The following is a 12763-nucleotide window of genomic DNA, read 5'->3' on the forward strand; positions in this document are numbered from 1 at the left end:
GTCTGGCCCGGCATCGCAACCCGGCTCGCACCACTTCAGGGAACATGGCAGATATGGGCAATATCCTGCTCTGTTCTCAGGCGATTCTCATCTCGAATGGCTCCAGTCTCGAAACCTTCCACCCCCCGGCTTGGCAAGCCCCTGAAGCGTTCCTTTTTCGCCCGCGATGTGCGCGAGGTCGCCCACGACCTGATCGGGGCGACCCTGCTGGTCGACGGCGTTGGCGGGATCATCGTCGAGGTCGAGGCCTATCACCATACCGAGCCGGCGGCGCACTCCTACAATGGCCCGACGCTACGGAACCAGGTGATGTTCGGCCCGCCCGGCTACGCCTATGTCTACCGTTCCTACGGCATCCACTGGTGCGTGAACTTCGTCTGCGAGGAGGAGGGTTCCGCCAGCGCCGTGCTGATCCGCGCGCTGGAGCCGACGCATGGCTTGGCCGCGATGCGGCGCCGCCGCCATCTCCAGGATCTGCACGCGCTGTGCTCGGGTCCGGGCAAGCTGACGGAGGCGCTCGGCATCACCATAGCGCACAACGCGCTCCCCTTGGACCGGCCGCCGATCGCGCTGCACGCGCGGACGGAAGACTTGGAGGTCGCAACCGGCATCCGGATCGGCATCACCAAGGCCGTCGAGCTGCCCTGGCGCTATGGCATCAGGGGCTCGAAGTTCTTGAGCAAGCGGTTTCCGAAGTAGACCTACGACGCCTGCTTCAGCCGCTCCAGCGCCTCCAGCAGCTTGGCCTTGCGGGCCAGCGCCGCCTCGCGCTTTTCACGCTCCTCCTCGACGACCTCCTCGGCCGCGTTGGCCACGAACTTTTCGTTCGCGAGCTTGGACTCGGCGCGCTTGATGTCGGCGTCGGCCTTGCCGATCTCCTTGTCGAGACGCGTACGCTCGGCAGCGACGTCGATCACGCCCTTCAGCGGCAGCGCGGCTATTTCGCCGCGCACAAGCAACTGAACGGCACCGTCAGGCGCACGGTCGGCGATGGAGATGTCGGACAGCCGCGCCATGCGCTTGATGACGTCGGTCCAGCGCGGCGCACGCTCCTTCGTTTCAGTCGAGCTGCCCGCGAGCACCAGCGCCGTCAGCGTCGCCGGCGGAATGTTCATCTCGGCGCGCACCGAGCGGATCTGCGTCACGAGGTCGATGACCCAGCCGATCTCGGCTTCCGCCTCGGGATCGGTGAAATCGGCATGGTCGAAGATGGGCAAGACCAGGGCCGGCGAGATCAGCGGATCGATCGGCCCGGCAGCCACGGCGAGCATCGCGAGCTGCTCCGGCGAAGGCCCGGACGGCTTCAGCGGCCACGGCGCCAGCGCGAGCAAGCCGTCGCGCTTGGCCGTCACCTCCCACAGCTCTTCGGTGATGAAGGGCATGAAGGGGTGCAGCAGCTTCAGGATCTCGTCGCGCGCCCAGGCCACCATGGCGCGGGTTTCGTCCTTGGCGGGGCTATCCGGGCCGAGCAGCACGGGCTTGGCGAGCTCGACGTACCAGTCGCAATAGACGTTCCAGACGAAGCGATAGATGGCGCCGGCGGCGTCGTTGAAGCGATAGGCCTCGATCGCCTCGGTCACCTCGCGCGCGGTGTGCGCGGTCTCATGCGCGATCCAGCGGCTCAGTGTCTCCTTGGTCTTCGCCGGCTCGAAGCCGTCGGGCACGACGCACTGGTTCATCTCCGCGAAGCGGCAGGCGTTCCAGAGCTTGGTCGCGAAATTGCGGTAGCCCTCGACCCGGCTGGTGGCGAGCTTGATATCGCGGCCCTGCGCCGCCATCGCGGCCAGCGTGAAGCGCAGCGCGTCCGCGCCATACTCGTCGATCAGTTTGAGCGGATCGATGACGTTGCCCTTCGACTTCGACATCTTGGCGCCCTTCTCGTCCCGGACGAGGGCGTGGATGTAGATCGTCGAGAACGGGATCTCCTTCATGAAGTGCATGCCCATCATCATCATGCGGGCGACCCAGAAAAAGATGATGTCGAAGCCGGTGACCAGCGCATTGGTCGGGTAATAGCGCTGCACCTCGGGCGTGTCGTCGGGCCAGCCGAGCGTCGAGAACGGCCACAGCGCCGAGGAGAACCAGGTGTCGAGCACGTCCTCGTCGCGCGTGATGAAGCCTTCGCGCTTGTTGCGGTCGAGCGCCATCTCGCGGCCCTGCTCGACCGTGATGACCTCCTGCTCGACGTAATAGCCGAGCGCGTGGCTGATCGCCTCCTCCTCGGTCTCGGCGACGAACACCTTTCCGTCAGGCCCGTACCAGGCCGGGATCTGATGGCCCCACCAGAGCTGGCGCGAGATGCACCAGGGCTGGATGTTCTCCATCCACTCGAAATAGGTCTTTTCCCAGTTCTTCGGCACGAACGAGGTTTCGCCCGAACGCACCGCGGCGATCGCCGGCTTCGCCAGCGTCTTGGCGTCGACGTACCACTGGTCGGTCAGATACGGCTCGATCACGCTGTTGGAGCGATCGCCATGCGGCACCATGTGGGTGTGCGGCTCGATCCGCTCGACGAAGCCGAAGGCTTCCAGCCGCTCGACGATGCGCCTGCGCGCCACGAAGCGGTCGACCTTGTTGAATTCCTCGGCGAATTGCGCGGCGCCTTCCGGCAGGTCGCGCAGGTAATCCTCGTTGTCGAGGAGATCGAGGCAGCCTTCCTTGTCGAGCACGCTGATGCGCCGCAGGCCGTGGCGATTGCCGACCTCGAAGTCGTTGAAGTCGTGCGCCGGCGTCACCTTGACCGCGCCCGAGCCCTTCTCGGGATCGGAATATTCGTCGGCGACGATCTTGATCTTGCGGCCGACGAGCGGCAGGACGACGTTCTTGCCGATCAGCTTCTGATAGCGCTCGTCCTCGGGATGCACGGCAACGCCGGTATCGCCGAGCATCGTCTCGGGGCGCGTGGTCGCGACGACAATGAAGGTCGAGGGATCCTCGGGGCTGAAGGTCTTGCCTTCGATCGGATAGCGCAGATACCAGAGGCTGCCCTTGACCTCGGTCTGCTGCACTTCGAGATCGGAGATCGCGGTGAGCAGCTTGGTGTCCCAGTTCACCAGCCGCTTGTCCTTGTAGATCAGGCCCTCGCGGTGCAGTTCGACGAACACCTTGACGACGGCCTTCGAGAGGCCCTCGTCCATGGTGAAGCGCTCGCGCGACCAGTCGCAGGACGCACCGAGCCGCTTGAGCTGGTTGATGATGGTGTCGCCGCTTTCGGCCTTCCACTGCCAGACCCGCTCGAGAAACTTCTCGCGGCCCATCTCGCGACGGCCGGGCTGCTGGCGTTCCATCAGCTGCCGCTCGACCACCATCTGGGTGGCGATACCGGCATGGTCGGTGCCGGGCTGCCAGAGCACGTCGCGGCCGCGCATGCGCTCGAACCGGCACAGGACGTCCTGGAGCGTGTTGTTGAGGGCGTGTCCCATGTGCAGCGAGCCCGTCACGTTCGGCGGCGGGATCACGATGGTAAAAGGCACCGCGTCGCGGCGGTCGGGACGCCCGGCCTTGAAGGCGAGGCTGTCCTCCCACACGACGGACATGCGGGCTTCGATATCGGCGGGCTGGTAATTTTTCTCGATCATGGGGCTGCTAGAAAGCCGCGCGCGGGGGCCAAGTCAACGAAAAGTCAGCGGAAAGCGAGTCGGCACAGCGCTTTCCGGCCCGGTCCGGGACCGAATGTGACACTCAAGCCGGGCTTTATGAGGGCCCTCGGGCTGCTCTCAACGGCCGCCGCGCGAGACCCGCTCGATTTCGGCCTTCACGATGCGTTCAACCAGGCCCGGAAGATTGTCGTCGAGCCAGGACTTCAGCAGTGGACGCAGCATCTCCTTGACCAGATCCTCCAGCGTCCGCGCATTGCTGCTCAGTACCGTGTGGGCCAGGGAGTTGAAGGCGGATTCGACTGCGGAGACGGTCGATTGCGCGAGGATCGGCTGCTGCGGCGGCAGTGGCGGCGCGTCGAAGTCGACCGGCGCGTAGGACGGCGGAGGCGCCGGACGCGGCGGCGCCGATTCGGCGAATTCGAGATCGTCGCGCGGCTCGACCTTGCGGAAGCTTGGCGGCGGCGGAGCCGGCGTCGGCGCCGGGTCCATCGCCATCTCGTCGGTCAATTCGAGCACGTCGGGTTCTGGCTCGGGCTCCGGCTCCGGAGCACGGACCTCGGGGGCAGGCGTGGCCGCGTCGAGCCCGGCCAGCAGCGCGTCGATATCGTCCTGGCTGTTCGGTCCGGCATCCACGGCGGGCGCGGCTGGCGGCGGTGCCGGAGCCGGCTTCGCAGCCGGAGTTGGCGCTGGCTTCTCGGCGGCAGGTTTGGGCGGAGCGACCCTGGATGGCGGAATGTCGTTCATCGGCTTCGGCGGCGCGGCGGGCGCTGCAGCCTTCTCGGGCTTCGCAGCTTCGGCCGGCGGCGGCTTGGCCTCGTCGTCGGCAATGATGCGCCGGATCGAGGCCAGAATCTCCTCCATGGAGGGTTCTGTGACCTTTGCAGGCTGCGTCATCTCCGACTCCACATCATCAACGCCCTCGCATGCGTTGTTTTACACCAAGCACGACAGGATTGGCCGGTTCCGCGACGAGCCCCCCGACATTTTCGCCGCGGCAGCCCGACTTGTCCCCAGATCACGGCTCAACGTGCGGCGGCGCGCCCCTGCCCTCGGCACTCAAGCTTTACGCATACGATATCGAATGCGGAGCGAATCGACCCGCATCTTCTTGACAAGGCTACGTCAGGGATTTTGATGATTGCAAGCAAAGCACCGGTCGGCCCGCAATTGTTTGCGAGGCCGACCGGATAGTTACGGGAATTAGCGCCCGTCAGGCGTGCGCACGCCGCCCCAGCTGTCGCGGACCTGATGGTAGTGAACGCTAGCGTCGTAGACCGTGGTCGCAAGGCCGAGCACCTGCGGCGACAGACGGCCGACGGCGGCGAGGACGTTATACGATGCCACGACGCGGTCGTGTTGTGCGGTCACCAGCGCGACGCGCGCATTGACCAGCGCCTGCTGCGCGTTGAGCACGTCCAGCGTGGTGCGCTGACCGGCCTTGGCTTCCTCCCGCACACCGTTGAGTGCGATCTCGGACGCCGTCACCTGCGCCTGCGCGGACTGCACCTGCGCCTTGCCGGCCTGCAACGTCCCCCAGAACTGCACGATGTTCGCGCGGGCCTGGTCACGCGTGGTTTCGAGGTTGAGACGCTGCTGCGCCAGGTTTTCCTTGGACTGGCGGATCAGCGAATATTCTGCGCCGCCCTGATAAATCGGCACCGAGAGCTGCGCGATCGCGGACGCGTTGAAGGAGCGCAGCTGGATCAAGGACTGTTCGTTCGACTGCGTGGCCGCTGCCTGGACCGTAACCGTCGGCAGCAACGCACCTTCGGCGACTTTGACCTGCAAGAAATTGACGTCGATGCCATACATTGCGGCGGTGACGTTGGGATTCTCGATCAAGCCGAGCTCGACGGCCGAAGCGAGCGTTGGCGGCAGGAACCGATCGACCGGCGAGCCCGGTGCGAGGTTCGTCGGCTCGTTGCCGATGATGCGGCGGAAGTTCGCCCGCGTCGTGGTGAGGTTCGCCTCCGCGGTGAGCGCCTGCGTCTTGCCGGCAGCCAGTTGCGCTTCCGATTGCGCAACGTCGGTGCGCGTCACTTCGCCGACGTTGAAACGATCACGCGTCTGCTTCAGCGTTTGCTCGAGCACGCGCACGTTGCTGCGCTGGACTTCCAGCGTGGCCGCATCGCGCAGATAATCCATGTAGGTCGTCGCCGCCTGGAGCAGCACGGTTTGATCGAGGCTGCGCAGCGCTTCGCGCGCACCGGACACCTGACTCTCCGCCGCCCGCGTTCTATTGGCGGTCTGGTTGCCATTGTAGAGCGTCTGCGTAGCGGTAACGCCAACGCTGCGAGGTACGGTGGTTCCGTGGAATGCGGTACTCCCCACGCTGCTCTGCACATCCTGATATTGATAACCGCCGCTCGCGGTCAGCGCGACCCTGGGCCGGTAGCCGGACAAAGCCTGCGGCACGTTCTCGTCGGTCGAGCGCACCTGCGCGCGCTGCGCGTTGAGCTGCGGATTGTTCTGATAGGCGCGCACCAAGGCGGCCTCGATCGTGTCCGCCAAGGCAGGCGTCGGCCCGGCCAGCGCCAGCAGCAGGACCGAAACCGCAGCTCCGGTGAAGAGCTTCACCCCATGCATCCCAAAATTTCCGTTTCATTTTAACGCCCGGCTCGTGCCCGCGAGCCGGGTTACCGTCTACAGAATGGAGTCGTTGCCCCGTCGCAACAATAGGACGCGGATTGCCGCGACGGAACTACCTCAAGGTAGTTCTCGGTGGAAACTCTTCACGTGCAGCATCCCGGCCACACTTCTGATTCAGAACGGGATTTTAATGGGGTTTTGGCCGTCAGAAGACGAAGGATGCGGCCCGTTCCAGCCCGGGAAGGACCGGAGCCGTGGCATCGAACAGGGCCCGATGGCCGAATTCGCCGTGGGTCCGGGTCACGATCACCGCCCGGGGCGGCCGCGATTCGGCCGACACGCCGACCAGACGCCCGCCTTCCCTAAGCTGCCCGAACAGCCCTTCCGGTGTCACCTCGGTGGCGCCGTTGAGGATGATCACATCATAGGGGGCGGCAGACGCATCGCCCTCGGTGCAGGGGGCGGCCTTGCAGGTGACATTGGCGAGCCCAAGGATGGCAAAGGTCTCCTTGGCCTTTGCAGCCAGAGCCGAATCGCATTCCGTCGCCGTGACCTGACGCGCCAGCTTGGCCGCCAGCGCGGCGAGATAGCCGGTGGCGCAGCCGACGACCAGGACGCTGTCGCCCTCGCCGATCTCGGCGGCCTGGAGCAGCTTGCCGGTAAGCTGCGGCTTGATCAGGAACCGCTTGGCGGCGCCCTCGCTCACATCGAGATCCAGGTCGAGATAGGCCAAGGCCTGCCGGCTCGCCGGCACGAAGGCCTCGCGCGGAACCGTGAGCATGGCATCGAGAATACGACGATCGGTGACGTCATTGGTGCGCACCTGGCCATCGACCATTTTGAGGCGCGCGGTCGAGAAACCGGACATTTGCGGACCCTGAAATGCGGACGATGCCGCGGACGGAAGTTGGCGGCATCTTTGGAACATGCTCCGCGAAAACGCAACATGGCCGTTGGCCTTGGCCGGCCAAGGCTCCGCAACTCACCCGCATCAGGGAACAGGACGTATTATTCGATCGTCACCGCGAGCCGGCCGATCAGGGCGGCGACCTCATCCAGTCGCGCCGAATCGGGCGTCTCGACCGCACGCGCAAGGCGGGCCAGGCATTCGTCGTCGCTGAGCTCGGGAACGTCGGCCGGCAGAATCGAGGGGGCCAGTTGGGCGCGGTCGATCTGGATGTCGGGCATGGGAATCAGCTCCGTAAAAGTCCGGCTCCACGAAGCTCGATTTGAATTAAGTCGATTTGGTGCCGCCCCGGCGGCCGCGATGGCGCTGCCGGACACAACTGCTTGAACGCGATTCTGGGCGGATCGGGGCCGCCAAGTGTTGAGAGATGACTCGATCGGCATCGCGCGTCGCATCAGCGAACGCTCACAAGCCAATGAATATACGACGGAATTTGGCTCCCCGGGCTGGATTCGAACCAGCGACCATCCGATTAACAGTCGGATGCTCTACCGCTGAGCTACCGAGGAAAAGGGCGAACTGTGGTCCGCGCGCGGGTGCGTATAACAAAGCCGGTTGCGCTTGCAAAGGACGAATTCGTCATCTTCCGCAACGCGTCTGAGGAAGGGCCTGGGCCGGCCCCTCCTCCGGGCGTTGCCTCAAGACAGTCGTCCGAAGTGTGATCGACGGATTCAATACGCGATCGATCGGCATTCCGGGATGCTGCGCGACGCGAGACGCGCAGGAGCCTGTTCTTAACGTTTCGAATTCTCAGTAACGGCATTCATAGATCGGCGCTGTTTGTTTTCTCAGGCGCGGGCGCCGGCACTGCGGCGCCGTTGCTCTTGCCCGTCACGGCGCCAACCAGCGCCTTCACGGGATCGTCGCCCGGCGCAAAGCCGCTCTGGCGCAGGATTTCGTCGATCATCGGACGCAGCGCGTGCACCTTGAGCAACTCGCCGGCAAGCCCTTCACCGAAACCGACGTTGCCACCACCGACACCGTTGCCGCCGAATGCACCGCCGGTATGCAGGATGCGGACATCCTTGAGGTTTGCGATCGGCTTCACCATCTCGGCCAGCGCCGAGGGCATGGTCTCGATCCGCTTCTTGGCGATCTCGAAATCGATGACGTTGCTGCCTAGCTTGTTCTGCGCCTCGTTCTTCATGGTGATGACGGCAGCTTCCGCTTCACCGATGTTCCGGACACCGACCGCCTTGATCTTGTTGGACTCGGCCTCCGCGGTCGCCAGCGTCTTGACCGCCTCGGCGCGGTCGAGCGAGGCTTTCTTCTCGGCCTCGGCCGCAACGATCAGCTCGGTCGATTTGCGCTCGGCTTCGGTGCGTGCGGCGAGCACCTGCGTGAGACGGGCACGATCGGCGACCTCGACCGCGCGCGCGGTCACGACCTTTTCCTCAGCGGAGACGGCCAGCGCCTCGGCGGTCTTGGCCTCGGCGACGGCTTCCGAGGTCTGCTTGCTCTTCGCCGCGATCTGGATCTCGTTCTCCTGCGTTGCGATCTGGATCTCGCGCTGGGCGTCGGTCTTGCGCTTGTTGATCGCCAGATCCGACTCGATGACAGCGGTTTCCTTGACCTGCTTGGCGCCCGCCTCCTTCTCGGCGACCGCTCTGTCGGTGTCGATACGGGCGTTCTCCTCGGTCAAGCGCGCGGTCTGGGTCGCGGTCGCGACCTCGGCGCGGGTGCTGGCGGTCTTGTTGGCGATGTCGCGCTCCTGCGACAACTCGGCCTCTTTCTTGGTCCGCTCGATGCCGAGGGTCTGCTGTCGTGCCTCCAGGTCCTTTTGCGCGATCGCCACCTCGTTGTCGCGCACAATGGCGTTGCGGTCGCGGCGGCGGGTCTCGGTGATCGTCTTGAGCTGGGTCAGACCTTCGGCGTCGAAGAAGTTCTCCGGGTTGAAGAACTTCACGTCGGTCTGGTCGAGCTTGGTCAACGACACCGATTCCAGCTCGAGGCCGTTCGACTTGACGTCGGACTCGACCGTGGACTGCACGTGCTTGACGAAATCCGAGCGCTTCTCCTGCAGCTCCAGGATGGTCATGGTGGCCGCGACCGATCGAAGGCCGTCGACGAATTTCGCCTCGACCTGGTTGCGCAGCGCCTCGGCATCGTTGGTCAGCGCGCCCAGCGTCTGGCTCGCCAGCGCGATGCTCTCCTCGTCGGGGCGGACGCGCACGTAGAACTCGGCGACGATGTCGACGCGCAGGCGGTCCTTGGTGATCAGCGATTCCCGCTCCTTGCGCTCGACGGTGAGCCGCAGCGTCTTCAGGTTGACGCTGGCATAGGAGTGGAAGATCGGCAGGATCATGGCGCCGCCATCGAGCACGACCTTCTTGCCGCCGAGGCCGGTGCGCACGAAGGCCTCGTCGCGCGTGGCGCGCTTGTAGAGGATGGTGAAAACGATCCCCAGGACGACGATCAGCGCGACGCCGATCATGGCCGGGACTGCGATGTCGAACATGACTTTTCTCCAATGAATGGCGACTAGCTGCTTAGAGGGGGCTTGGAGGGCTTGAGTTCATCCTCGGCCTTCACCGCGACGAAACGGGTGCCATCGCGATCGACCAGCAGGACCATGGTTCCCTGCGGCAGGGGCGACGACGAGGGTGCTGCGACCGCCAGGACGAAGTGGCGGTTGCCGTGGACGTCGGCGACGCTGACGCGGCCAGGCGGCCCCTGGTCAAGCGGACCGACGACGACCTCACCGACGCGGCCAACGAGATCGCCGAGGCCGACGACATAGCTCTCGTCCTTGGGAATGATCCGCGCGATGGCGCCGCTGGCGGCGCGGACCAGTGGAACCGACACCGCAACCGCTGCGATCGAGGCGACCGTCGCCGGCAAGGGGCCCGCCACCATCCGCGCGACGTCCTGGATCAGGAAGCCGGTGATGGAGAAGGCGCCGAGCGCCAGCAGCAGGAAGATCAGCAGCGGCACGCCGCCGACATTGATCCAGGAGATGGCGTTGAGCACGCCATTGTCGCTGGGATGGCCGAAGTCGAAGCTGGTGCCGAGCATCTCGCTGAGGGAAGCCCCGATCAGCATCGTGATCACCTCGAGCGTGCCGACGATGACGATCATGGCCGCCGCGATCGCGAACGGCCTGACCTCCGGCGACATCACGTGTTCGAGCAGTGCGCTCATGACACGGCACTCAGGAGCGCGACTTCAACCGCGCGAGCCTCGCCGCAATTTCCTTGTCGCGATGAAGCGCGCTCAGTTCATCGATGTCGCTCGAATACGGGATGCCCTGCGGCACGCCGGTCGCGCGAGCTACCGCCCTGCCCGCGCGCAGCGCCTTGGCTGCAGGAGTGCCACCGGACTTCCGGGGCGACGTCGCGGCCTGGTGGCTGGCATGTGCCTCACTCTTTTCGAGATCGGCGCGGCGCTGCTCGGCATCCTGGAGCGCCGAGAGCACCGCGCGCAGCGAGGTTACGCATTGCTCGATCTTCTCGTTGTTCTCGTCGATGGCGCGGGAGAGCACCTCGAACTGCGCCTCCAGGTCCATCTGCCGCGCGATTCCGGCGCGGGCAAGATCGTCGCGGCCATCGGCGATCGCGCCCTCGATCCTGGCGGCAAGATCGCTCATCTCGCGCTCGATCTCGGTGCGGCGCGCGTTAAGGCGGTATTCCTCGGCGCGCGCGGTTGCGAGCGCGTCGCGCGCCTCGCTCTCGGCGCGCTCGATCTCGCGGATGGCCTGGCCGACCACCTTGAGCTTGTTCTTGCCTTCCGCCTGCTCGATCGCGTCATAGGCGATCCCGGCGATCAGACGCCCGACCCGGGACAGGAAATTGTCGGGGGCGGCAGCGATGGTATCCATGGCGTTCTCCTCCTCTGGCAGGCTGCTCGGCGTGACGCCGTAGTGAACTTCGAAACCGTCGTCGGTGCGGATGAGGTGCGCGGGCACGCTCTGGCCCCAGCCCTCGGCATAGCCGGCGTAGTCGAAGGACACGCTGTAGCGCCCTTGCACGGTCGCAATCGAAATGGTGGCGGGCCCCTTGATCCTGGCGAGTTTGTCGTCGAGCGGCAGGCGGCGCCCTTGCGCGAGGCGATAATCGGTGCGGTCGCGCAGGCCCAGCGTCACCAACCGCGACGGCAGTGCGGTCTCCTTCCGGATCGGCTCATAGGCGTGGGCGTGGAGCAGAACGACGTTGGAACCGACATTATGTGTCCGGGCCACCTCGTCGAGGATCTCCATCATGCGGTCATAGGCCTGGAATGTCGCCTCGATGGCGGCCTTGGCGGCCGGGTCAGGGGCAAGCCTGTAACGCAGCGCGGACGGCGCGTTTCGGGGTGACTGGCTCATCAGAAGCACTAAAGCACCACTTTAGTGCTTTGAGGGGACGTGCGATCACGTTCCACTGATCCCTATGCACTCTGCACTTTACTCGCTGCCGGCAGGCCGCGCGTTCAAGGCGGCGGATCACTCCTAGATCACGGCCCGCGATTTGGGCAAGCGGCTGCACAAAAACTGTTCGCAGCACGAGACGCCCGGCGATCAGATCTGCCGTCGGTATCCACAGCATTCCACAGGCTGTCCGCAGCATATCCACAGGCTGACCATGCCGGATTCGCGAGAACCCACGAGCCACTTGCTGCGCACAAACTCACAGGGCTGGCATGTCAGCCGCCGGCCTGATCGAACACGGTGCGGCAAGCCTCGCTCAAGCTTGACCGCTTACGGCGCAGGCACGCGGTGATGGCGCGGACATTGGGAATCTCGCCGGCGCAGAGCCGGTAGACATCGGGGGTGCAGGCCCGGCGCTGTTCGGGTGTTCCCTGCTGCGCGTGAGCGGCGGAGGCAAACAGCGTCAGGAAAAGCCCGACGGTCGAGGCCCGACGCGCCCGGCTCTTCACGCCTGCAAACCGCAAGAACCTCGTCTTCATGACCAAGTCTCCCGTTCTGTCCGCCTGCTCGCGGCCTCCGTTGGCCGGTCGTCGCGAAGGGGTAGGAGAAATAAATCGCCGAGAATGTGATCTCTTTCACACTGGCGGCGGGCCAGCGACGCCTAGGTTCCCGGGGGATTTTTTCAATCCCTAACCAATCGGGACCGGATCGCCGGATCGTTAAAATGCGAACGATCGGCTCAATCCGGTAACAAGCCGGCTTTGCGACATTGCGCCATCCGCGTTCTGCGAGGGTGTGATGAGCGAAGCCGAATTCAACTTGCTGCTGGATGCCGTCCGGGACGCCATGATCGTTGAAGATTTGGCGCCAGCGCCGGAGGAGGAATTCGTGCCCCGTTCGTGGTCGTATGATGCAACACCCAAGGAAACCCTGAAGGCCGCCAACGACAATGATGGCGCCTGGCCCCTGCTGCCGTTTCCGGACGGCTGGTACGCGGCCTGCTGAGGCCCCGTTTTGCCGCGGCCTGATGCGCCCGCCCTCGCGGGCGGTTCGGGATCACCGCGCGCCAGGACCGGCGCCAGCCCCGATCAACTCTTGACGCGCTCCTCGCCGTCGTGCGGCACCCGGCCGGGTGCAGCCGGCGGAAAGATGCTGTCATAGATCGCGCGCGCCTCGGCAATGAGGCGCGCCCGCTCCAGCTCGGATTTCGGGACAAATCGAACGACGTCGCCCACGTGCTCTCCAGCTCCAGGTTTGGGAATG

The 12763-nt window shown here is 65.2% G+C and carries 12 protein-coding genes and 1 tRNA gene; 2 read left to right on the forward strand and 11 right to left on the reverse strand.

Annotation, left to right across the window (positions count from 1 at the left end; all coding sequences use genetic code 11):
* Positions 1-96 precede the first annotated feature (96 nt).
* A complete protein-coding gene (locus ACRQ5Q_RS22100; protein ID WP_439392299.1) occupies positions 97-699 on the forward strand; it encodes a DNA-3-methyladenine glycosylase in 603 nt (200 codons plus the stop codon).
* Between the two features lie 2 nt (positions 700-701).
* Here the strand turns inward: ACRQ5Q_RS22100 and ACRQ5Q_RS22105 are convergent, their stop codons facing one another.
* The 10 genes from ACRQ5Q_RS22105 to ACRQ5Q_RS22150 all read right to left on the reverse strand — a co-directional run bounded on the left by ACRQ5Q_RS22105 (position 702) and on the right by ACRQ5Q_RS22150 (position 12039).
* Positions 702-3578: a valine--tRNA ligase gene (locus ACRQ5Q_RS22105; RefSeq protein WP_439392300.1), complete on the reverse strand. Its 2877-nt coding sequence runs from the start codon at positions 3576-3578 to the stop codon at positions 702-704.
* 138 nt (positions 3579-3716) lie between these two features.
* The gene (locus tag ACRQ5Q_RS22110; protein WP_439392301.1) at positions 3717-4493 is read right to left on the reverse strand and encodes a PopZ family protein; all 777 of its coding nucleotides are present in this window, start codon (positions 4491-4493) and stop codon (positions 3717-3719) included.
* A 306-nt stretch (positions 4494-4799) separates the two neighbouring features.
* A complete protein-coding gene (locus tag ACRQ5Q_RS22115) occupies positions 4800-6185 on the reverse strand; it encodes a TolC family outer membrane protein (protein ID WP_439367967.1) in 1386 nt (461 codons plus the stop codon).
* 208 nt (positions 6186-6393) lie between these two features.
* Positions 6394-7056, reverse strand: a complete 663-nt coding sequence (locus tag ACRQ5Q_RS22120) for a protein-L-isoaspartate O-methyltransferase family protein (RefSeq protein ID WP_439392302.1) — start codon at positions 7054-7056, stop codon at positions 6394-6396.
* Positions 7057-7196: 140 nt separating this feature from the next.
* Positions 7197-7376 (reverse strand): hypothetical protein, encoded by a 180-nt coding sequence (locus ACRQ5Q_RS22125; protein ID WP_439367965.1) that lies wholly within the window; start codon positions 7374-7376, stop codon positions 7197-7199.
* Positions 7377-7589: 213 nt separating this feature from the next.
* Positions 7590-7664 (reverse strand) — tRNA-Asn (locus tag ACRQ5Q_RS22130).
* Between the two features lie 254 nt (positions 7665-7918).
* Complete coding sequence (locus ACRQ5Q_RS22135; RefSeq protein WP_439392303.1) at positions 7919-9613, reverse strand: flotillin family protein; 1695 nt, start codon at positions 9611-9613, stop codon at positions 7919-7921.
* Between the two features lie 23 nt (positions 9614-9636).
* Complete coding sequence (locus ACRQ5Q_RS22140; RefSeq protein WP_439367963.1) at positions 9637-10296, reverse strand: OB-fold-containig protein; 660 nt, start codon at positions 10294-10296, stop codon at positions 9637-9639.
* A gap of 10 nt (positions 10297-10306) precedes the next feature.
* On the reverse strand, positions 10307-11467 hold the full coding sequence (locus tag ACRQ5Q_RS22145) for a PspA/IM30 family protein (protein WP_439392304.1): 1161 nt from the start codon (positions 11465-11467) through the stop codon (positions 10307-10309).
* A gap of 308 nt (positions 11468-11775) precedes the next feature.
* A complete protein-coding gene (locus ACRQ5Q_RS22150) occupies positions 11776-12039 on the reverse strand; it encodes a hypothetical protein (RefSeq protein WP_439367962.1) in 264 nt (87 codons plus the stop codon).
* A 259-nt stretch (positions 12040-12298) separates the two neighbouring features.
* Here ACRQ5Q_RS22150 and ACRQ5Q_RS22155 point away from each other — a divergent pair, with 259 nt between their 5' ends.
* Positions 12299-12505, forward strand: coding sequence for a hypothetical protein (locus tag ACRQ5Q_RS22155; RefSeq protein WP_439367961.1), 207 nt, complete (start codon positions 12299-12301; stop codon positions 12503-12505).
* An 83-nt stretch (positions 12506-12588) separates the two neighbouring features.
* On the opposite strand, the gene ACRQ5Q_RS22160 is transcribed toward ACRQ5Q_RS22155, so the two are convergent.
* Positions 12589-12735 carry a hypothetical protein gene (locus ACRQ5Q_RS22160; protein WP_439367960.1) on the reverse strand — a complete coding sequence of 49 codons (147 nt, stop codon included), beginning with the start codon at positions 12733-12735 and terminating at the stop codon, positions 12589-12591.
* Positions 12736-12763 lie beyond the last annotated feature (28 nt).

This window comes from Bradyrhizobium sp. PMVTL-01 (assembly GCF_051861855.1).
In the GTDB taxonomy this organism is placed as follows: Bacteria; Pseudomonadota; Alphaproteobacteria; order Rhizobiales; family Xanthobacteraceae; genus Bradyrhizobium.

Coding starts and splice junctions, on each gene's coding strand:
- ACRQ5Q_RS22100 (WP_439392299.1), top strand. CDS start 97: ATGGCTCCAGTCTCGAAACCTTCCACCCCCCGGCTTGGCAAGCCCCTG.
- ACRQ5Q_RS22105 (WP_439392300.1), bottom strand. CDS start 3,578: ATGATCGAGAAAAATTACCAGCCCGCCGATATCGAAGCCCGCATGTCC.
- ACRQ5Q_RS22110 (WP_439392301.1), bottom strand. CDS start 4,493: ATGACGCAGCCTGCAAAGGTCACAGAACCCTCCATGGAGGAGATTCTG.
- ACRQ5Q_RS22115 (WP_439367967.1), bottom strand. CDS start 6,185: ATGCATGGGGTGAAGCTCTTCACCGGAGCTGCGGTTTCGGTCCTGCTG.
- ACRQ5Q_RS22120 (WP_439392302.1), bottom strand. CDS start 7,056: ATGTCCGGTTTCTCGACCGCGCGCCTCAAAATGGTCGATGGCCAGGTG.
- ACRQ5Q_RS22125 (WP_439367965.1), bottom strand. CDS start 7,376: ATGCCCGACATCCAGATCGACCGCGCCCAACTGGCCCCCTCGATTCTG.
- ACRQ5Q_RS22135 (WP_439392303.1), bottom strand. CDS start 9,613: ATGTTCGACATCGCAGTCCCGGCCATGATCGGCGTCGCGCTGATCGTC.
- ACRQ5Q_RS22140 (WP_439367963.1), bottom strand. CDS start 10,296: ATGAGCGCACTGCTCGAACACGTGATGTCGCCGGAGGTCAGGCCGTTC.
- ACRQ5Q_RS22150 (WP_439367962.1), bottom strand. CDS start 12,039: ATGAAGACGAGGTTCTTGCGGTTTGCAGGCGTGAAGAGCCGGGCGCGT.
- ACRQ5Q_RS22155 (WP_439367961.1), top strand. CDS start 12,299: ATGAGCGAAGCCGAATTCAACTTGCTGCTGGATGCCGTCCGGGACGCC.